The organism is Hymenobacter arizonensis (genome assembly GCF_900115775.1).
Classification (GTDB): Bacteria; Bacteroidota; Bacteroidia; order Cytophagales; family Hymenobacteraceae; genus Hymenobacter; species Hymenobacter arizonensis.
This window is the reverse complement of the sequence record NZ_FOXS01000004.1, coordinates 81,061-100,612: the sequence shown is the minus strand read 5'-3', so window position 1 is coordinate 100,612 and position 19,552 is coordinate 81,061. Positions and strand designations below refer to the sequence as shown.

Genomic DNA, 19,552 nt, shown 5'->3' with positions numbered 1-19,552 from the left:
TATTTCAGTTCGAAAAGAAGTATGGGGAGAAACATGTGGTTGTCATCCTGAGCGCAGCGTAGGACCTTATCACGTCCGGACCGCGCGGGTTAGTAATGGTATCTGCAGAAGTAGTCCTGACAAAAGCAGCCGTGATAAGATGCTTCCTTCGTCAGCATGACAACGACTCTAAGCAGCTACTGCCCCGCTTTTACTTTTCAACTCATAGTTCTTAATTTCCGAGAAATACACGTCTTCCAGGTCCGGATTCACAATTTCAAACCCGCTGTCCGGCGAAGAATCGGCCAGGACGTGCACCACGGTTTTGCCGGCAAACAGCCGCGAGCTGATAACCTGCGTGGCCGACTGCAGAGCGGGCAATTCGGCTTTCTCGATGAGCTTGCGCCATATTTTGCCGCGCAGGTTGTTCATCACCGTGAGGGGGTCGCCGTTGAGCAGCACCTCGCCTTTGTTGATGATGGCCATGTGGCGGCACAGGTCTGACACGTCGGACACGATGTGCGTGCTGAGGATAACCACCAGGTTCTCGCCAATCTCGCTCAGCAGGTTGTGGAAGCGGTTGCGCTCGGCGGGGTCGAGGCCGGCGGTGGGTTCGTCCACGATGATGAGCTTGGGGTTGCCGAGCAGGGCCTGGGCGATGCCGAAGCGCTGCTTCATGCCGCCGGAGTAGCCGCCCACGTGCTTTTTGCGCACGTCGTAGAGGTTGGTTTGGTGCAGCAGGGCGGCCACCATTTCCTTGCGCTCCTTGCTGTTGGCAATGCCTTTGAGGGTGGCAAAATGGTCGAGCAACTCCTCGGCACTCACGCTGGGGTACACGCCAAACTCCTGGGGCAGGTAGCCCAGCACGCGCCGCACGGCCTCTTTGTCGCGCAGCACGTCGATGTCGTCGAGGTGAATGGAGCCCGTGTCGGCGTCCTGCAGCGTGGCAATGGTGCGCATTAGCGAGCTTTTGCCGGCGCCGTTGGGGCCGAGCAGGCCAAACATGCCCGTGGGGATGTCCAGGCTGACGTTTTTGAGCGCCTGCGTCCCATTGGGGTAGGTTTTGGAGAGGTTGGTAATGGTGAGAGCCATCTTATTTGCAAAAAGGTGAGTTAGAAAAAACGTTAGTGAACGGGGCAGTTCGTAGTTAAAATCATAAATCGCACGATTGCCATTAGCATTACAATTCGCAGCTACAGATGAAGAAAACAGCAGCATAGTTGCTTTGCAATATACTAGATATAAGAAGTGCAACTGCTTCAAACCAAGCTTCCGGTGCGGCGCGACCCAGCCCTGCGACGGATGAATAGCTCAAATGTCGGTTTTGGCCCAGCCCTTCCACTTTCTATATGACCAACCGGGGAGCTTCAATGACCAACAGGCGGCTGGCGCGGACAAACGTCGTTCGTCATATTTAAGCGCAAGCGCCCGGGCCCGCCCTGTAGTTTTGCAGCATGACATTCGCCCACTTTTTTAGACGTCGGGCCGTGCGCCACGGCATCGTGTGGTTGCTGGTATTCGGCATCTGCGAGGTGCTGTCGCCGCCCTCGCAGGGTTCTCACCTGAAGGTTTTTGGCCGCCAGTACTCGCTAGCCTTGCTGAGCGTGACCGCCCTGGCCATTTATGTGCACTACTGGCTGCTGACGCACCTGCTAGAGCAGCGTCGCTATGCGCTCTACGCCGTAGCCACGGTGGCCACGTTGCTAGCCGGAGGGGCGCTGCTTCTGCTGGTGGAGCACGTCGATGAAGTAAATTTTGTGCATTTCCGCATGTCTGATGCGAAAGCGCCGGTCAGCTGGGCTTTTAGGCTGGGGGAAGGCGCCGGCAATGTGCTGTTTGGGCTGATAATGGCCACCATTGCCCGCTACGTGCGGCGCGGCATCGTGAGCCACTTTCAGATGCAGAAGATGCGGGCCCTGCAGCTCGAAACCGAGCTCAGCTTGCTCAAAGCCCAGGTCAACCAGCACTTCCTGTTTAACACCCTCAACAACCTCTACGGCCTGAGCCTGGCCGCGCCCGACCAAATGCCCGAAGCCCTGCTGCAGCTGGCCGGCCTGATGCGCTACCAGCTCGACAGCTCCCGCCAAAGCGCCGTGACCGTGGGCACCGAAGCCGAGTACCTGGCCAACTACATCGGGCTGGAAAAGCTCCGCCTGCGCCACAACACCCAGGTAGAATTCACGGTAGACCTGCCCCGGCCCGAGCAACCCCTGGCCCCGCTCCTGCTCCTGCCATTGGTCGAAAACTGCTTCAAGCACGCCATTGGCCCAAGCGGGGAAAACACTATTCACATTCACCTGACCCAGAGCGACGTGGGCCTGACCCTGCGCACCGGCAACAGCATTCCGCCGCACTTCCGGGCCACGCCATCGGGCCTGGGGCTGCCTACCTTGCGGGCGCGGCTGGCGCAGTACTACCCCGGCAAGCGCCACCGGCTCGACATCAAGGCCACCGACACGTTTTACGCCACCAACCTTCAGCTCGTGCTCTGATGTCCGTTTCTGCTCCTGCTCCATTGAGGTGTTTGCTGGTTGACGATGAGCCGCTGGCCCACACCGTGATGCGCGCCTACCTCGACCGCCTACCCGGCCTCGTGACCTGGGCCGGCAGCTGCTACGGCGCGGTAGAAGCCCTCACGTTTTTGCGCACCACCCCCGTCGATGTCCTTTTTCTGGACGTGGACATGCCCGAGCTCACCGGCCTAGAGCTGCTGCGCGCCCTGCCGCAACCTCCGGCCGTGGTGCTGTGCACGGCGCACGCCGCTCACGCCATCGATGCCTACGACCTCGGCGTGGTCGACTACCTGCTCAAGCCCATTCGCTTCGAGCGCTTTGTGAAAACCATCAGCCGCTTGCAGGCGGGTAGCCCGCCGACTTCTCCCGCGCCTGCTCCTGCCCCGCCAGTCGCCCAGGCCCCACCGGCCGCCGATTCTATTTTCCTCAAAACCGATGCGGGCACCGAGCGGGTTCGCTTTGCCGACCTGCACATTGTGGAAGGCTACGGCAATTTCGTGAAGTGCCACCTGGCCTCCGGCCGCATGCTGCTCACGGCCGAAACCATGAAGCAAATGGAAAGCCAGCTGCCCGCCACGCAGTTCATGCGCACGCACAAGTCCTACCTCGTAAATCTGGCCAGCGTGGAGCGCCTCAGCGGCAACGTGCTGCTGGTGGGGGCCCGCGAAGTGCCCGTGGGCAGCACCTACCGCCAGGAAGTGCTGCGCCAGCTGCACCTGCGGTGAATTAGCCGCCCTGCTTGCTGCCGCCGCCCTTCTTGTCGTCGTTCGAAATAGACTTGCGCTGCTTGCCCTGCTGCTCCTGCCCAAAGCGGTAGCTAAAGCTGAGGCGGAATGCCCGCTGATACTGCCGAAACTCCTGCCGCTCCTCAAAAAACGGGGTGTCGAGGGTATTGCGGTAGGGCCAGTAGTTGTTGAACGGGTTGGTCAGGTTGAGCGTGATATCGGCCTTGTCGTTCAGCAGCGTTTTCTTGGCGCCGAGCGAGTAGTACAGGTTGGCAGAGCCGCGGCCTTGTAAGTCGGGCGAAGGCAGCGAAGAGTACAGAAACGACTGCAGCGTGAATTTCTTTGGCAACTTGTAAGAAGTGTTGAAATTCAAACCGGCAGTGAAGCCTTGGCGCGTGATGCCCAGCGCGGGACTGCGGCGCACGATGTACTGCACGTCGGGCCCGCCGCTGATGTCCCAGCCTTTCGCCGGCTTGGCCGAGCCGTAGAAGTTAAGCTGGTAAAAGGCGTTGGAGGCCACGTTGGCGAAGGTTTGGGCGGTTGCGCCGGGGGCCGCATCGGTAATTCCCAACTCAGGAGCCAGCTTGCGGATGGGCTCAATGGCATTGTCGGTGCGCCGCACCGAGCCCGAGATGTTCAGCGACCCCGCCTTGCCGTTGGTGTTAAAGCTCAGCTCGTACGAATCGGTTAGCTCCGGGTCGAGCTCGGGGTTGCCAAAGGAGATGTTCTGCGGGTCGCTGCGGTCCACGAACGGGTTGAGGTAGTCGATGAAGGGCCGGGTAATGCGGCGGCTGTAAGCTAGGCGCACGCTGTTGTTGTCGCTGAAAGCGTACTGCGCGTTGCCGTTCGGCAGCAGCGAGTAGTAGCTCTGCTCAAACCCTGTATCGGTGATGCGGAAATCGGCCGCCAGGGCGGTGCGCTCCAGGCGGCTGCCCAGGCTTAGGTTCAGCTTTTTGCCCACTTTGGCGGTGTAGGTGGCGTAGGCAGACTGCACGTTCTGGTCGTAGCTGAAGTCGGTGGCGCGGTCCCGCAGGCGCTCAAAGTTAGGTTGGCCTAGGGTGAGGGCGTCCACGTTGGCTACCGATGCCGTTTGGCGCCAGATGGTTTTCAGACCGGTTTCGAGGGTTTGCTTATCGCCAAACGGCTGCACCAGGTCGGTTTGGAAGGTGACTTCGCTGCCGGGGGTGCGGCCGCGGCTGCGCTCGCGTTTGTCGGCCAGACGGGTGTCCAGGTTCACGTAGGAATTCCGGTACTCGTCGAAGTCGTAGCCGAAGGTTCCGTCGTTGCGGGCGTATTGGCCCAGCACGCTCCACTCCCGGCGGGCTTGGGCAAAGGTTTTGGTGTAAGTACCGGTGAGCTCGCCGTTGAAGCCGCTGAACAGGCTCTCGGTGGGCCGGGTAAATACTTGGTTACGGGTGCCGTCGGTGGCCGTGACGTAGTTGACCAAGTTGTTGAAGCCGCTGCCATTGTAGCGGTTCAGCGAGGTGGCCAGCGACAGGCTTTGCCGCTCGCTCAGGTCGTAGTCGAGGCCCACGGTGCCGTAGTACCACCGGCCGCCGAAGTTGCCCGTGCCCCGCTGAATTAGGGTTGAGCCGTCGAGCTTGTTGAGGCGCGTGCGGTCCGACTCGCTCGGCCCGTACCAAGCGCCAGTGCCGCCCGAAGACGTGAACCCGAGCTTGCCCTTCTTGAAGTTGAGCGAGGCATTGCCGTTGGAGTTCCGGTTGCCGCCGGAGGCGCTTACCCGGCCATTCAGGCCCCGGTCCACGCCTTTCTTCAGCACAATGTTGATGATGCCGGCGGTTCCTTCGCCGTCGTACTTAGCCGGCGGCGTCGTGATGATTTCCACCGATTGAATCTGCTCGGCCGGAATGCCTTTCAGCGCTTCCGCCAGGTTTTGGGCCAGCGTGGGCGAAGGCTTGTTGTTCACCAGCACCCTAAAGTTGCCCGAGCCGCGCATTTTCACGTTGCCATCGCCGTCAACGGCCAGCAGCGGGGCCTTGCGCAGCACGTCGGCGGCGGTGCCGCCAGCGTTGGTCACGTCCTGGTCGGCGTTATATACAATACGGTCGGGCCGGACTTCCACCACCGGCTTCGTGCCGATTACCAGCGCTTCGCCCAGGGCCGTGCCGGCGGTGGGCAGCCGAAACGCGCCCACGTCCACGGCACCCTCCGTAACCACCACAGCCCGCGTCTGGCTGCCGTAGCCTACGAAGCTGACGCGCAGCCGGGCCGGGCCTGCCGGCAGTTTGGTGAAGGCAAATCGGCCGTTGTCGTCGGCGGCGATGCCCGTAATCGCCTTGTCATTTGGGGCCGGGGGCAGCAGCACCACGGTGGCGTAGGGCACGGGCTTACCACCCAGTGAGTCGAGCACCACGCCCGTGAGCGAGCCGGTGCCGGCGAGTGGCGGCGCAGTTGCCGCCGGGCTGGTTTGGGCATGAGCGGTAGCTGGGGGCAACAGGGCGGCCACCGCCAGCGGCAGGCCCAGCAGGGCAAAACGGTAGAATGAGGTCACGGGCAACGGTATGTGCAGAAAAAAGAAGTAAGTCAATGAGGCAGCAAAGTTCGCCAACGTTGCACGATAGTTTTTATTTAATACAGTGATATTGATAATTCGTGGCACGCCGCGTTTCCACCCAAACTTTTGTTTGGTTGCCCGCCCGGGCCCTACCTTCATACTCGACTATAGCCCGCCGCTGCCATGCACATTCTCCGCCACGTTGACCTCACCAAAGTCTTTTTCGTTGATATCGAGACCGTGCCGTGCCATAGCTGCCACGAAGAACTGCCCGCCGCCCACCAGTCGCTCTGGGAGAAGTTCAGCACCAAGCGCCACGCCAAGGAGGTAGCCGACGGCAAAACCCCCCCCGAGCTGTATGAAAAAGCCGGCCTCTACGCCGAGTTCGGCAAAATTGTGTGCATTTCGGTGGGCTACTTCCGGTATTTCAACGACGACTCGCTGGAGTTTCGGGTCAAGTCCTTTGCCGACGACGACGAGTGCGAGGTGCTGGGCGGCTTCGGCCGGTTTTTGGAGCGCTACCCGCCGGCCAGCCCCGAGTACCGCCCCAAGCTGACCTCGGCCACCAAAGAAGGCTACTACCTCTGCGCCCACAACGGCCGCGAATTCGACTACGGCTACCTGGGCCGCCGCATGCTCATCTGCGGGCAGGCCATCCCGCCCATGCTCGACATTGCCGGCCACAAGCCCTGGGACCTGCCCCACCTGCTCGACACCATGGACCTTTGGAAATTCGGCGACAACAAAGGCCACATTTCCCTGCCCCTGCTGGCCGGCGTGTTCGGCATCCCCAGCCCCAAAGACGACATCGACGGCTCGCAGGTGGGCCACACCTACTGGACCGAGAAAAACCTTAAGCGCATCGTCACCTATTGCGAGAAGGACGTCATCACCACGGCCCGCGTCTTCCTGCACTACACCGGCCAGAAGGCCCTGTGGCCCGAGGTGCAAGTCACCCATACGCCCTGGCCCGTCGTGCCCACCATGCGCGTGATGGCTTAGCGCACCGCTTGCATTGTTTTTCATCCCACTTAAGGGCAGCCACTCGGCTGCCCTTTTTTGGTTTAAGCGCTGTTCAAATTCTATTCACAACCAAACCGCAGTCTTATATAATACCATTTATTGCTAACAATATAAATTGCAAATATTCTATATTATGCAAAAACTCCAAAAACAACGCCCTTCTTTAATTTCAATTAATTTTTAGCTTAAAACCACTTTTTAAGCTTTTACGGCTTGTTAATTAAATTTCAGTCCTATATTTGTCATACCGAAAGAGAGAAGCTATCCAGTTTAAACAAAATTTACATTTCTTTCGCCATCATTATAATAGTTATAAAAGCCCATCACCCTTTACCCTTTATTAATTATAGCTTAACTTTTACTATCCTATTCTTATGCGGTTGCATATTATATCCACCCTGTTGTGGCTGGCAGCGGGGTTATCCTTTGGCAGGGCTCAGGCTCAGGTGGTGGCGCCCAATCGGGGCGGCGAGGTCAGCATTGTTGACGTCACAGCCACCACCATCGAGTTGGAGTTTGGTACCAGTGGCACCGGGCAGGGCCGGGTAGTAGCCATGGCGGCTACGCCCGGCGGCATGCCAGTGCCACTGGTAGCGGCCAATGACCAGTTTTACACCGGCAGTGCACAGTTTGGCCAGGGCAGCACGCTGGGGTCGGGGCACGTGGTGTACAGCGGCACGGGCCACTCGGCCAAGGTCACGGGCCTGCGGCCCGGCACTTATTACTACATCACCAACGCCGAATACAACTCAGACGGCACCAGCATTGCTTATCACACCCGCGGCACCAGCGTTTCGGTAGCTACCCGCAACGCCCCAATGGCTCCCCTGCCCGTAGAGCTGGCCCATTTCAGTGGTTCGGTAGACGAGCGCAGCCTGGCCACGCTGCGCTGGAACACAGCCACCGAGCGTAACTCGAATTACTTCGGAGTAGAGCGCTCGTCCGACGGGGTGACCTATTCGGAGGTTGGGCCCGTGCTGGCGGCGGGCTTCAGCACCCAGGCCCGCGCTTACCAGTGGCCCGACCCAAAGCGGCTGGTGCAACGCACCTACTACCGCCTGCGGCAGGTAGACCGCGACGGCACCGTGAAGTATAGCCCAGTAGTGGCTCTGGAACCCGCTCCCCGCCTGGCCCGCGCCCTCGACGTGTACCCCAACCCCAGTGCAGGACAGCCCATCCAGTTGTTGGCCCAGTCTTACGAGGGCGAAGAAATTCGCCTGCGCATCACCGATACCGTGGGCCGGGTGCTCGTGGCCCAGGCCCTTACGCCTCCCGATGCCCGCTACCTCACGCTTCTACCCCTACCCGCCGGCATTGCCCCCGGCAGCTACATCCTGACCCTAACCAGTAACATTACCCTTACCCCTATCCAAAAACGATTTATTGTTTCCCACTAATTAACGTGTTTAACTAGCTGCCCCGAGTTACGGCCCACTGCAATGGGCCGCAGCTCGGGGCAAATTATTTAGTACCGCTGCGGCCAAGCTCTTCCCTGGGGGAGGGCTTTTTTGTGCCCTTTGCCGCCAGCCGCTACGTGGTGCTTAATGCACTAACCAAGTCAAGCTCTACAGCCAAGCAAATGGCTCGGCAGGAGGAAGCTGCTGACAGAAATCACACGGGCTGTTTCTTCTCATATATAGATAATTTTCAATGCATTAAACCAATAATTAATAGTCAATAAGCGGCACTTTTCCCTCGGCTCTCTCGTACACAATTCAGGAGATTTACCTCTACTGACTAATCCAATTTAGCTATGAGAAGCCATGGAAAAACTTATAAACAACGTCCGGAATAACATCCACTCTTATTCAAACAGAGCATTCTCCTTTCCCAGGCATCAGTTGCTGATGGGACTTGCCCTGTTACTGCTTACCTCGCTGGCTATGCCAGCCGCCGCCACAGAGTTCACGAGGGATTTCGTCATCCTCAATGGCGTCCGCTACTACACCAACAACAGCGCGGGTGGCGGGCAGCCCTTTACAGGCATTGGCAATGTTGGCACCTTCGACCGTGTAAGTGGCTCTTTGCGTTTGGGTGCCGAAGCAAATACGAACGAAACCGGTAACGACGAAGTCGAGTCGGTACAGCTATTCTACCGGGTGTACCCCCAAGGCGGCACTCCTCCTGCCACGTTTACTTCATTGCCCCTGAGCCTTGTAGGAAACACCAACGCCCGCAACAAACAGTGGCTGAACACCTCCACCAACCCCAACCTGCTAGCGGCCACCAGCGGCCCTGGCACCTACGTGTTGGAGGTCTTTTTTCAGGGCCTTTACACCTTCAGGAGAGGCGGCGGGGGCTCAGCCTTCATCTTCGACAACAACTCGGGCAACAACTACACCACGACTTTTACCGTGGCGGGCATTGTGCCCGTGCAGTGGACGGGTGCCCAAAGCGACGATTGGTTTGACACGCGCAACTGGAGCCCAGGGAGATTTCCTGACGAAAACACTGACGCGACCATTGCTTTTATACCAGCTACACAAGGAACGCTACCTAACTACCCTACCATTAAGGGCGGCGTGGCAAAAGTGCGCACCTTGACCATTTTGGGTCATGATGGTGGCCAGGGCGCCCGCAATTTCCTGGCCGGGGGAAGGCTCGAGGTGTACGGTGACTTCAGAGACCCTAACAACGGGTTTGGGCAAACTGGTGGGGTATTCGTCTTAGCGGGGGAAACGCAGACCTTCGACGGCAGCATTTTCCGCGAGTTTGTGGTGCAAGGCGGAGGCACCAAAATCCTGACCGGCCGAATGGAAATTTTCAACTCTCTCACATTCGCGGGCGCGGGCGGCATCGTGTCGACCCGTACCGACAATTCGATTCTATATAATATTGACCTAGCCACCAACGCGCAAGTTGTGGGAGAAACGGAAACCAGTTATGTATTAGGCTTTTTGCGGGCCCGACGGTTTTTGAGTTCTGGCGTGCCCAACGACTTTGGGAACATAGGAGTAAGCATCACTACCACTGACCCGGTATCGCCGGGCATTACGCTGGCCACGCGCACCACAGGCCTCATATTCAACGGAGTGCCACCGAGCCAAAGCGTCAAGCGCGGTTTCAGCTTTGCGAGTGAGTACCCCGATGACCATACCTTCGACCTCAGCTTCCGCTACTTGGATGCAGAAGTGAACGGCATTCCCGAGAACAACCTTGTGCTGTTTAGCTCTATTACGGGTGGTGTTCCCTTCACCAACCTGCAGCGAACTACGCTCGACGTAAATAACAATGTGCTGACCCGCACCGGCATCAACGGTACACTAGCAGCGCTCTTCACCCTCGGCGACCAGCTGGCTCCGCTGCCGGTAGGCCTCACCAGCTTCACGGCAGTAGCCAGCGGCACCGATGCGGTGCTAAACTGGACCACGGCCCAGGAAATCAACAACAAAGGGTTTGAAGTGCAGGCTTCCAACGATGGAGTGGTCTTCCGTGCGCTGGGCTTTGTGGCCGCCGAAATGGCGAACAGCAGCACTGCGCGCAACTACCAGTACCGCGACGCGGCGGGCGCCAACGCCGGAACGCGCTACTACCGCCTGCGCCAGCTCGACCTCGACGGCAAGGAGAGTTTCTTTGGCCCGCGCACTGTCACTTTTGGCGCAGTTGCGGCCACTGCGGTGCAGGGCTTTCCCAACCCGTTCACGTCTGAAATCAACCTGACGCTGCAAGCTCCGGTTGCCGGGCCGGCCACCGTGAGCGTGCTCGACGGCACCGGCCGCCAGGTGCGCACCTGGCAACCAATGCTGGGCCCCGACGCCACGACCAGCATGAGTCTCCCCGATTTGCAGTCCCTTTCCCGCGGCCTCTACGTGGTGCAGGTGCGCTACAGCAACGGCCAAGTGCAACGCCTGAAACTGGTGAAGGAATAAACCCTCAGAATCTGCGGCTTACTAAAACGGCCGGCTTTCCCACGTGGGAAAGCCGGCCGTTTGCATTTTAGGGCCTTGAGCAGCCGCTGGCGCGGGGCTTAGTTAAGCGTAGCCAAGTCGATAACGAAGCGGTACTTCACGTCGCCTTTCAGCATGCGCTCGTAGGCTTCGTTGATGTCCTTGATGTCAATCATTTCGATGTCGGACATGATGTTGTGCTCGGCGCAGAAGTCCAGCATTTCCTGGGTTTCGGCGATGCCGCCGATGAGGGAGCCGGCGATGCGGCGGCGCTTGCCGATGAGGGCAAAGGCGTGCAGCTCGGGCGCTTCGGGTGGCACACCCAACAGAATCATGGTGCCGTCGCGGCGCAACAGGTTCACGTACTGGCTCAAGTCAAGCGGGGCCGATACGGTGTTGATGATGAAGTCGAAGTAGTTCGACACGCTTTTTAGCTGGTCTTTCTCCTTGGTCACCACAAACTTGTGGGCGCCCAGCTCCTTGGCGTCGGCTTCTTTGTTGGGCGAGGTGCTGAGCACCGTGACTTCGGCGCCCATGGCGGCGGCCAGCTTCACGGCCATGTGGCCGAGGCCGCCGAGGCCCATCACGCCCACGCGGTGGCCTTCGCCCACTTTCCACTGCCGTAGGGGCGAGTAGGTAGTGATGCCGGCGCAGAGCAGCGGGGCCACGCGGGCCGGGTCGAGCTTGTCGGATACCTTGAGGGTGTACTGCTCGTCGACCACAATCTGCTTGGAATAGCCGCCATAGGTGGGCTTGCCGGTGCCTTTTTCGCGGCCGCCGTAGGTGCCCACCATGCCCACTTCGCAGTACTGCTCCAGGCCTTCCTGGCAGCTGGGGCAGGTGCGGCAGGAGTCGACCATGCAGCCCACGCCAGCCAGGTCGCCCACTTTAAAGTTTTTCACGTGGTCGCCCACTTTGCTGATGCGGCCCACGATTTCGTGGCCGGGCACCATGGGAAACACGGAGCCGCCCCACTCGTCGCGCACCTGGTGCAGGTCGGAGTGGCACACGCCACAAAATTGAATGTCGATGAGCACATCGTGCGGGCCGACTTCGCGGCGCTCGAAATCAAACGGAGCAAGCGGAACACTGGCAGCAGGAGCTGCATAAGCCTTGGTAGGAAGCATTGGGGAAGTTATGAGTGTTGAATTATGAGTTATGAGTTGATATAGCCGCTTTTTGGAGGCTTGTACCCGGAGGCGTAGGCACGGGCTAACCAAACGCTTTGGTAAAGGTTTAGAAGGCAGCCCCGGCAAGCGCGGGGTAGCTTTGTGCCTTCACCTCCATCCTGCGCCATGTCCACTACCCCCGGTCAATTATTGCTTACGTCGTTGGGCCGCTTGCGGCTGATTGCTTTTCTGGAAGGCGTATCGCTGCTGGTCTTGCTGGGCATTGCCATGCCACTGAAGTACCTGGCGGGCCAGCCCACGGCGGTGCGCTACGTGGGCATGGCCCACGGCCTGTTGTTTGTGCTGTACGTGCTGCTGGTCATTCAGGTAGGAATTGCGCGCTCGTGGTCGTTTGGGAAGATTGCGCTGGCGCTGCTGGCGTCGGTGCTTCCCTTCGGCACCTTTTGGGCCGACCGGCGCCTTTTTAATTAGGAAAGCACCTGCATCGGGGCGTTGCCATTCAGGCTATGGCTGAAACCGACGGCGCGGCGGCTCCTTGGGCCAGGGCAGCCGCCACCATTTCCCGCATGCGCTTCAACGATTCGCGGGCGAACTTGCGCTGGAGCATACGCCCAAACAGCTTGAAGCCAACCCAGTAAAATGGGTTGCGAATTTGGCCGGACTGCGACACGGCATGGATGCGAAACTGCACCGCGCCAGTCTGGAGGTTTTTGTGAATGGTGAAGTCAATTTGGCCGCGCTCGAAGTGGCCTTCCAGGGTACGGTAGCCGTAGCCCCACACCCGCTCGGGGCCGTGGGGGGTGTCGCGGGCGGCCTCGTCGGTCACGCCGCTCACGCGCACGCCGAAGTAAAATTTAAAGAACAGAAACTGCGCTCGCAGCACCATGATGCGGTTTTCGAGCGGACCATCGGGCGAGAAAATACCAGTGATGAGGTCGGGCGGCGGGAAGGCGTAGCGCTGCAGCACATCCTGAGCCGCCGCAAACGAGCCCGCCGTGGCGGGTGGCCCAGGCGCCTCGGCAGGCAGGTCGGTTTCGTAGTCGTCGATGCGCCAACCGGTGGCGGTGGTGTACTCGTTTTGGCGCGTGAAGTCGTAGTTGACCTCGGTGTTGGCGTAGGAGTCGAGGCGGGCGCGGTGCTGTTCCCAAAGCGGTGGGCGGGCGGTGGCCGCTGGGTCGGGCCCGGCAGGGCTACGCATTGCGTTCGAGGTCATGGGAGCCGGCTTCGGTTTGGGTGAGGGTTTCTACTGTGACGTCGGAGAGGGCCTGGCCGCCACTGGCGGCCGCTACGCGCCGGCAAAACTCTACCCAGGTGGCTTCCTGCACCCGCTTGCCTACACCAAGGGTACTGTAGGCAAACGCCACAAGCCCATCGCGGGAGCGGGCACGCGAGCGGATTTCAAACCGCAGCGTATCGGGCGACTCGTCCAGGTAGTGGGCTTCGAAGCGAATGCGGCCAGCTTCGGGGTGGCCTTCCAGGGTGATGAACTCGAAGAGCGTATCCCCGACGTCGGTCACGCGCACGCAGCCATTCCAGGGGCCGAGGATGGAAATTTCAAACTCTTCGCCCACGCGCAAGCCCGTTTCTGACCCTTCTTTTTTCGTGAAATCGGCCAGCAGCTCGGGCGCGAAATGCGGCACATCGGCCTGCACTGCGGCCATGAGCTGCGTGGGCGTGAGGCGCGGCCGGGCCACGTCGATGAAGTAGCGGCGCTCAAGCCACGGGCCCGAGCCGGTGGCAGCCGGCTGCTCAGAATGGTTGGGATTGGCCACGGTCAGGGGTAAGAAAGTGAATTATGCGTGATGAATTAGAAGCAAGCACCACTTTCACGTATACGCCATTCGCTTTGGCTGGGTGGTATTGGCTACTCGCTCCGCCTGCCATCACCTCTCCGCGTTCCATATTAATTCACCCTTCATACCTCTCTCAATGGCCTACTACCGCCCACCCGGCCCTCCACCCGACCCAGTTCTGGTACAGTCGCTCACGCAGCAGCAGCAGGAAATGCGGCTGCGCGTCCGGGCCGAGCCACTGGCGCAGGAGCCGCGCCTCATTGCGGGCTGCGATTCTTCGTTTCCCACACCCGATACCATCCTGTCGGTATTCGTGGTCTTGAAATTTCCTTCGCTGGAAGTAGTTGAGAAGGTGTACAACTACGGGGTGGTCGACATGCCCTACGTGCCCGGCTTCCTCTCCTTCCGCGAAGCGCCCAATGTCATTCACACCTTCGCTAAACTTGAAAACAAGCCCGACATCATCATGGTCGACGGCCACGGCATTGCGCACCCGCGCCGCATGGGCATTGCCGCGCACCTCGGCGTGCTGCTCGACATGCCCACCTTCGGCGTAGCCAAGCAGAAGCTAACCGGCACGTTTGCCGAGCCCGGCATTGAGCGCGGCAACATTTCGCCCCTCACCGATGCCAAAACCGGCGAGCTAATTGGTGAAGTCATTCGCAGCAAAGACAAAGTGCTGCCGCTGTTCGTGAGCCCCGGCCACCGCTGCGACCAAGCCACTGCCACCCGCCTCACGCTAGCCTGCCTACGCGGCTACAAGCTACCAGAACCCACGCGCCTAGCCGACCATTGGGCCGAGCAGTTCAAGAAAGAGGTGCGGTAATCAAAACTCATTGCCCCTCCTGACATGCTGAGCCATATCTGTTCTGTTGAGCCGCGTCTGTCATGCTGAGCCTGCGAAGCATCTTATCACGTCATAACGAGTCGTTCGGCGGCGATAAGATGCTTCGCAGGCTCAGCATGACGGGCGATTTGTAGATAACAGACCCTTCAACTCTTCCAACGAACCCCCATTCCCAGCCGGCACCCCCCAAAGACTGGCTATTGCCTCATAAACAACCTGAGGTCCAATGCTTCCGCTTAACACCCCCGCATCTAAAGGCAGCTGCTGCGACTTGGACAACTTCTGTCCATCCGCATTCGTCAGCAAGGGGTGATGTAAAAACTGAACGCGCGACGTATTGAAAGCGGCGGTTTCCGATAACTGCCCGGCCAACCAAAGCTGCGCGGCCGTGCTGGGCAGCAAGTCCAGCCCCCGCACAATGAGCGTGGTTCCGAGCCGCAGGTCATCTACCACCGACGCTACCTGGTAAGCAGCCACACCGTCTTTTTTGCGGACAACAAAGTCGGGCATCAGCGCGCCGAGCGGCACAGTGGTTGGGCCCTGCCAGGCATCGGGTACGGACACCGTAGTGCCCGCGGGCACGTGGATGCGCCAGGCCGCGCCGGGTGTTTCAAGAGTTGCGGGTGCATCGGCGCCGGTAGTGCGCGAGCGGGTGCTGGCCTGCACCAGTTCCGGCCGCTGGCTAGTTCCCGAAAGGGCCAGGCGCCGTAGCACGGCATTGTATTCGGGCAGATGCAGCAACTGCGAATGGTGACGCAGGAAGTCGTCGGGGCCGGTAGGGCCGTGGTCATAATCAATGCCCAGCCAGTCGATGACCCGGAAAATATTATCGAGGTAGGCGGGGCGCAGGCGGGCCCGGTCCAGGTCGTCGATGCGCAGGTGCAGGGTGCCGCCGGCCTGGCGGGTGAGCAGCCAGGTCAGCACGAAGTTCACGGCATTGCCCAGGTGCAGGTAGCCGCTGGGCGTGGGCGCAAGGCGCGAAACGACGGGAAGTATAGGTGGCAGCATGGGCAAGAGTCGGGGCCGAGCGGGAGCTTGATGGCGGGTTCTGTAGCGCGTTTTAAGCAGCGCGCATAGCAGGAGTAGCAAAGGTCGCACGGCAGGGTAGCTACTGGCTTACATTCGAGCCAGAAAGTGGCCCGACAGCAGAACTTGCAACTATACTGCGGAGCCTTACCACTCAGTGCGTAAGTTTGCGGTCAATTTGCGGGTCGGTTCTCCTGGCCCGCAACGCGTCCAACTCGCTCGTTCATGCTGACTGCTGTACTGCTTTTCCTCCCTCTGGCTGCCGCTTTGCTGCTGCTTTTTATCAAGGGAGCCGCCGCCCGTGCCCTGGCCCTGGGTGCTACACTCCTCGAATTTGGTCTTGCGGTGTATGCCGCTTTCGCCTTCAAAACCAGCGGCACGGCCGGGTTCAACCTCAATTACGCCTGGATACCTTCGGCCGGCATCAACTTCCACATCGGAATTGACGGGCTGAGCCTGCTACTAGTGCTGCTCACCACCTTCCTGGTGCCGCTCATTCTGCTGGCCGCCTTCAAGCACAACTACGACAACCCCTCTACCTTCTACGCCCTGGTGCTGTTCATGCAGACGGGCCTGCTGGGCGTGTTTATGTCGCTGGATGCCTTCCTGTTCTACTTCTTCTGGGAAGTAGCCCTCATCCCGATTTATTTCCTGGCGGGCGCCTGGGGCGGCGAGCGCCGCGTGGCGGTCACGCTCAAGTTTTTCCTCTACACAGTGGTGGGCTCGCTGTTTATGCTGGCCGGCTTCGTGTACCTCTACCTGCAAACCGGCCCCGCGGCCGGCAGCCTGGCCTCCCACTCTTCGGAGCTGTCGGCCTTCTATAGCCTCAAGCTGAGCGCCGCCGAGCAGTCGTGGCTGTTCTGGCTGATTTTCGCGGCCTTCGCCGTGAAGATGCCCATTTTCCCCTTCCACACCTGGCAGCCCGACACCTACACCGAGTCGCCGGCGCCGGCCACCATGCTGCTCTCGGGCATCATGCTGAAAATGGGCATCTACGGCACCATGCGCTGGCTGCTGCCCATCGTGCCGCTGGGCGTGAGCCAGTGGGGCAAGCTGGTTATCATCCTGTCCATCATCGGCATCATCTACGGCGCCATCATCGCCATTCGCCAGCGCGACATGAAGCGGCTCATTGCCTATTCGTCGCTGTCGCACGTGGGCCTGATGGCAGCGGGCGTGTTCTCGCTCACCCAGATTGGCCTGCAAGGCGTTGTTATCCAGATGCTCGCCCACGGCTTGAATGTGGTGGGCATGTTCTTCGTGGCCGACGCCATTGAGCGCCGCACCGGCACCCGCTACATCCCCGACCTGGGCGGCCTCACCCGCCGCACGCCCGTACTGACGGTCTGCTTTTTGGTAATGCTGCTCAGCACCGTGGCCCTACCGCTCACGGGTGGCTTTGTGGGTGAATTCCTGCTCCTGGCCGGCGTGTATCAGTACAATGCCTGGGCGGGCGCCATTGCCGGCCTCACCATCATTTTCTCGGCCGTGTACCTGCTGCGTATGTTCCAGCGCGTGATGCTCGGCCCCGACTCTGCTTTCTCCGAAACCATCACCGACCTGACGGGCGGCGAGCTGCTGATACTGGTGCCGCTCATCGCACTGGTGTTCTGGCTGGGCCTGTTCCCGGGTTCTTTCCTGCACCTTTCCGAGCCGGCTGTTATCAACATTCTGGGGCTGGTAGGGCGATAGTCTTTAGTTGGACGGCAGGCTCCACCTGTCATCCTGAATGCAGCGCAGCGGAATGAAGGACCTTATCACGCTAGCGCAAATTTGAGTAATAACCCAACGAAGCGACCCTGACAAGGTCCTTCGCAAGCTCAGGATGACAAACCTTAATGTCGTTCTGCCTTACGTAAGCCCATGATTTCCATCATTCTCCTCTCCGTCTTCGGCATCCTCAACCTGTTTCTGGGCTTCCTGCGCTCAAACAAGGTGCTGCTGCCCGGCGCTATGCTGTTGCTGCTGGCCGTGTTTGGGGTCAACCTGACCGACTGGAACGTGGTTCACGCCCCGTACTTCAACAACATGCTGGTGGTCGACAACTACACGGTAGCCTTCACGGGCATCGTGCTGCTCACCACCATCGTGCTGCTGCCCTTCTCGCGCAGCTACGTGGTGGCAGGCGAAAGCAATCTGGCCGAATACTACGCCCTGCTGCTGTTCTCGCTGGTAGGCGCCGTGATGATGGTTGGCTACGACCACCTCATCATGCTCTTTGTGGGCATCGAAATCCTGAGCATTTGCATGTACGTGCTGGCGGGCTCTAACAAGCGCGATTCGCGGTCTAACGAAGCGGCCCTCAAGTACTTCCTGATGGGCGCCTTTGCCACGGGCATCCTGCTGTTTGGCATTGCCCTGCTCTACGGGGCCACGGGTACCTTCGTGCTCTCGCAGCTTGCTTCCGCCATTGCGGCACCCGAAAATGCCAGCCTGCAGCCCATGCTCTACATCGGCATCCTGATGATGATTATCGGCATTGGTTTTAAAGTGTCCGCCGCGCCCTTCCATTTCTGGACGCCTGACGTGTACGAAGGCACGCCCACTTTCTTCACGGCCTTCATGAGCACCGTGGTGAAAACGGCCGGTTTCGCCGCCTTCCTCAAGCTCTTGGCCGTGGCCCTGCCCGCTGCCCAAGGCTTCTGGATGCCCACCATTCAGGCCATGTGCGCCCTCACGCTGCTGCTCGGCAACGTAGGCGCCGCCGCCCAAACCAGCACAAAGCGCATGCTGGCCTACTCCAGCGTAAGCCACGCCGGCTACCTGCTCATCGGCCTCGTGGCTAGCCGCGGCAACCTAACTGGCGACGCCGCCAGCGGCATCTTCTTCTATTCTTTGGCCTATTCCATTGCCACCATAGCCGCCTTTGGCGTGCTGAAGCTGGTGGCCGACCACCGCCAGCGCGAAGACTACGCTGGCCTCAACGGCTTGGGCAAAACCAACCCCCTGCTGGCCTTCACCATGACGGTAGCTATGCTATCGCTGGCCGGTATCCCGCTCACGGGCGGTTTCTTTGGCAAGTTTTTCCTGCTGGCAGCGGCGGCCGACCAAGGCTACATTGGCCTCGTGGTGTTTGCCGTGGTGATGAGCATGGTAGGCCTGTATTATTACCTGCGCCCCATCATTGCCATGTACTTACAGCCGGTGCCCGAGGGCGCTACGGCCGTGCCGGTCGATGGTATCCAAACCGCCACGCTGGCCCTGCTTGTGCTGCTCACCATAGCGTTGGGCATTGCTCCAGGTTTCCTGAGTGGCATCTTGTAGCATCCACTTCTGAATAACAAAAAGGCCTCCGCAATGGAGGCTTTTTTGTTGCCCGGCATCGCTGCTGACGCCAGGGCCGGAAGCAAGGCTTGAAATTTGGCGTTTATATTGAAGAAACTTTTGCCTTCGTTTAATGAGCCAATTCGACCAGAAACGTCCTGCTTTTCGAAAGCTATGGGCTATTTGTGCTGTGGTATTAATTAGCTGTGCCACTGCCAAGCCGCCGCACGAATCCGGTGATTTCAAGGCTTCGAATTTGGTGGAACTACAACGCCTCGACCCGACCATTCAGCTAGATATTCGGTACGCAACTAGCAGTAACTTCATGCATCGGCCTCTCTATCCTGAGGCCCGCGCCTTCTTGCAGCGCCCCGCGGCCGAAGCCTTGGCCAAAGTGAACCAGGAGCTAAAACCGCTAGGATACAAGCTTTTGGTTTTTGACGGATACCGCCCCTGGCGCATCACCAAACAAATGTGGGACAGCACCCCAAGAGCCAACAAGAAGTTCGTGGCCAATCCCAAAACTGGCTCCCGCCACAACCGTGGCTGTGCCGTCGATTTGAGCCTATGCGAGCTGAGCTCCGGCAAGGAAGTGGCCATGCCGGGCGAGTACGACGAGATGAGCCCCCGCTCGTACGTGGCCTACACGGGCGGCACGCCCGAGCAGCGCGCAATGCGGGATTTGCTGCGCAGCAAGATGGAAAAGCACGGCTTCAAGGTGCTGGCCGCCGAATGGTGGCACTTCGATTACAACGATTGGAAATCCTACCGCATTCAGGATGTTCCTTTTGACAAGCTATAGCAGCTACTTCAGCTTCCTAGTCGCTTGTTGCAAAACGTCATGCAGAGC

16 protein-coding genes are annotated in these 19,552 nt (G+C 59.7%); 10 read left to right on the top strand and 6 right to left on the bottom strand.

Annotation, left to right across the window (positions count from 1 at the left end):
* Positions 1 to 168 precede the first annotated feature (168 nt).
* Positions 169 to 1,071, bottom strand: a complete 903-nt coding sequence (locus BMZ66_RS14885) for an ABC transporter ATP-binding protein (protein WP_092675150.1) — start codon at positions 1,069 to 1,071, stop codon at positions 169 to 171.
* 362 nt (positions 1,072 to 1,433) lie between these two features.
* Here BMZ66_RS14885 and BMZ66_RS14880 point away from each other — a divergent pair, with 362 nt between their 5' ends.
* Together BMZ66_RS14880 and BMZ66_RS14875 are read left to right on the top strand one after the other, a co-directional pair.
* The gene (locus BMZ66_RS14880; RefSeq protein WP_092675147.1) at positions 1,434 to 2,471 is read left to right on the top strand and encodes a sensor histidine kinase; all 1,038 of its coding nucleotides are present in this window, start codon (positions 1,434 to 1,436) and stop codon (positions 2,469 to 2,471) included.
* Complete coding sequence (locus BMZ66_RS14875; RefSeq protein ID WP_092675144.1) at positions 2,471 to 3,217, top strand: LytR/AlgR family response regulator transcription factor; 747 nt, start codon at positions 2,471 to 2,473, stop codon at positions 3,215 to 3,217. The genes BMZ66_RS14880 and BMZ66_RS14875 overlap by 1 nt, the downstream gene beginning before the upstream one ends.
* 1 nt (position 3,218) lies before the next feature.
* On the opposite strand, the gene BMZ66_RS14870 is transcribed toward BMZ66_RS14875, so the two are convergent.
* Positions 3,219 to 5,729 carry a TonB-dependent receptor gene (locus BMZ66_RS14870; protein ID WP_177204742.1) on the bottom strand — a complete coding sequence of 837 codons (2,511 nt, stop codon included), beginning with the start codon at positions 5,727 to 5,729 and terminating at the stop codon, positions 3,219 to 3,221.
* A 186-nt stretch (positions 5,730 to 5,915) separates the two neighbouring features.
* Between BMZ66_RS14870 and BMZ66_RS14865 the strand changes: the two genes are divergently transcribed.
* From BMZ66_RS14865 to BMZ66_RS14855, 3 genes are all read left to right on the top strand, one after another.
* Positions 5,916 to 6,734 (top strand): 3'-5' exonuclease, encoded by an 819-nt coding sequence (locus BMZ66_RS14865; protein ID WP_214607006.1) that lies wholly within the window; start codon positions 5,916 to 5,918, stop codon positions 6,732 to 6,734.
* 395 nt (positions 6,735 to 7,129) lie between these two features.
* Entirely contained in the window at positions 7,130 to 8,152 is a 1,023-nt protein-coding gene (locus tag BMZ66_RS14860; RefSeq protein ID WP_092675138.1) for a T9SS type A sorting domain-containing protein, read from the top strand.
* Positions 8,153 to 8,638: 486 nt separating this feature from the next.
* Complete coding sequence (locus BMZ66_RS14855) at positions 8,639 to 10,624, top strand: T9SS type A sorting domain-containing protein (RefSeq protein ID WP_177204741.1); 1,986 nt, start codon at positions 8,639 to 8,641, stop codon at positions 10,622 to 10,624.
* A gap of 98 nt (positions 10,625 to 10,722) precedes the next feature.
* Here the strand turns inward: BMZ66_RS14855 and BMZ66_RS14850 are convergent, their stop codons facing one another.
* On the bottom strand, positions 10,723 to 11,769 hold the full coding sequence (locus BMZ66_RS14850; protein WP_092675132.1) for an NAD(P)-dependent alcohol dehydrogenase: 1,047 nt from the start codon (positions 11,767 to 11,769) through the stop codon (positions 10,723 to 10,725).
* Between the two features lie 168 nt (positions 11,770 to 11,937).
* Here BMZ66_RS14850 and BMZ66_RS14845 point away from each other — a divergent pair, with 168 nt between their 5' ends.
* A complete protein-coding gene (locus BMZ66_RS14845; RefSeq protein WP_092675129.1) occupies positions 11,938 to 12,243 on the top strand; it encodes a DUF3817 domain-containing protein in 306 nt (101 codons plus the stop codon).
* Between the two features lie 28 nt (positions 12,244 to 12,271).
* Here BMZ66_RS14845 and BMZ66_RS14840 read toward each other — a convergent pair whose 3' ends face one another.
* Complete coding sequence (locus BMZ66_RS14840; RefSeq protein ID WP_092675125.1) at positions 12,272 to 12,970, bottom strand: DUF1990 domain-containing protein; 699 nt, start codon at positions 12,968 to 12,970, stop codon at positions 12,272 to 12,274.
* Positions 12,963 to 13,544, bottom strand: coding sequence for a DUF1990 family protein (locus BMZ66_RS14835; protein ID WP_234795109.1), 582 nt, complete (start codon positions 13,542 to 13,544; stop codon positions 12,963 to 12,965). Before BMZ66_RS14835 ends, BMZ66_RS14840 begins: the two co-directional genes overlap by 8 nt.
* Before the next feature lie 157 nt (positions 13,545 to 13,701).
* Here BMZ66_RS14835 and nfi point away from each other — a divergent pair, with 157 nt between their 5' ends.
* The gene (gene nfi, locus BMZ66_RS14830; protein ID WP_092675119.1) at positions 13,702 to 14,391 is read left to right on the top strand and encodes a deoxyribonuclease V; all 690 of its coding nucleotides are present in this window, start codon (positions 13,702 to 13,704) and stop codon (positions 14,389 to 14,391) included.
* Between the two features lie 132 nt (positions 14,392 to 14,523).
* Here the strand turns inward: nfi and BMZ66_RS14825 are convergent, their stop codons facing one another.
* Positions 14,524 to 15,420, bottom strand: a complete 897-nt coding sequence (locus BMZ66_RS14825) for a glutamate--tRNA ligase family protein (RefSeq protein WP_092675116.1) — start codon at positions 15,418 to 15,420, stop codon at positions 14,524 to 14,526.
* A 243-nt stretch (positions 15,421 to 15,663) separates the two neighbouring features.
* Between BMZ66_RS14825 and BMZ66_RS14820 the strand changes: the two genes are divergently transcribed.
* From BMZ66_RS14820 to BMZ66_RS14810, 3 genes are all read left to right on the top strand, one after another.
* Positions 15,664 to 17,130 carry a complex I subunit 4 family protein gene (locus BMZ66_RS14820; protein ID WP_092675113.1) on the top strand — a complete coding sequence of 489 codons (1,467 nt, stop codon included), beginning with the start codon at positions 15,664 to 15,666 and terminating at the stop codon, positions 17,128 to 17,130.
* 171 nt (positions 17,131 to 17,301) lie between these two features.
* Positions 17,302 to 18,702, top strand: a complete 1,401-nt coding sequence (locus BMZ66_RS14815; protein ID WP_092675110.1) for an NADH-quinone oxidoreductase subunit N — start codon at positions 17,302 to 17,304, stop codon at positions 18,700 to 18,702.
* Between the two features lie 133 nt (positions 18,703 to 18,835).
* Positions 18,836 to 19,504, top strand: a complete 669-nt coding sequence (locus BMZ66_RS14810) for a M15 family metallopeptidase (protein ID WP_092675107.1) — start codon at positions 18,836 to 18,838, stop codon at positions 19,502 to 19,504.
* The last annotated feature ends 48 nt before the right edge of the window (positions 19,505 to 19,552 follow it).

Coding starts and splice junctions, on each gene's coding strand:
- BMZ66_RS14885 (WP_092675150.1), bottom strand. CDS start 1,071: ATGGCTCTCACCATTACCAACCTCTCCAAAACCTACCCCAATGGGACG.
- BMZ66_RS14880 (WP_092675147.1), top strand. CDS start 1,434: ATGACATTCGCCCACTTTTTTAGACGTCGGGCCGTGCGCCACGGCATC.
- BMZ66_RS14875 (WP_092675144.1), top strand. CDS start 2,471: ATGTCCGTTTCTGCTCCTGCTCCATTGAGGTGTTTGCTGGTTGACGAT.
- BMZ66_RS14865 (WP_214607006.1), top strand. CDS start 5,916: ATGCACATTCTCCGCCACGTTGACCTCACCAAAGTCTTTTTCGTTGAT.
- BMZ66_RS14860 (WP_092675138.1), top strand. CDS start 7,130: ATGCGGTTGCATATTATATCCACCCTGTTGTGGCTGGCAGCGGGGTTA.
- BMZ66_RS14855 (WP_177204741.1), top strand. CDS start 8,639: ATGCCAGCCGCCGCCACAGAGTTCACGAGGGATTTCGTCATCCTCAAT.
- BMZ66_RS14850 (WP_092675132.1), bottom strand. CDS start 11,769: ATGCTTCCTACCAAGGCTTATGCAGCTCCTGCTGCCAGTGTTCCGCTT.
- BMZ66_RS14845 (WP_092675129.1), top strand. CDS start 11,938: ATGTCCACTACCCCCGGTCAATTATTGCTTACGTCGTTGGGCCGCTTG.
- BMZ66_RS14840 (WP_092675125.1), bottom strand. CDS start 12,970: ATGCGTAGCCCTGCCGGGCCCGACCCAGCGGCCACCGCCCGCCCACCG.
- nfi (WP_092675119.1), top strand. CDS start 13,702: ATGGCCTACTACCGCCCACCCGGCCCTCCACCCGACCCAGTTCTGGTA.
- BMZ66_RS14825 (WP_092675116.1), bottom strand. CDS start 15,420: ATGCTGCCACCTATACTTCCCGTCGTTTCGCGCCTTGCGCCCACGCCC.
- BMZ66_RS14820 (WP_092675113.1), top strand. CDS start 15,664: ATGCTGACTGCTGTACTGCTTTTCCTCCCTCTGGCTGCCGCTTTGCTG.
- BMZ66_RS14815 (WP_092675110.1), top strand. CDS start 17,302: ATGATTTCCATCATTCTCCTCTCCGTCTTCGGCATCCTCAACCTGTTT.
- BMZ66_RS14810 (WP_092675107.1), top strand. CDS start 18,836: ATGAGCCAATTCGACCAGAAACGTCCTGCTTTTCGAAAGCTATGGGCT.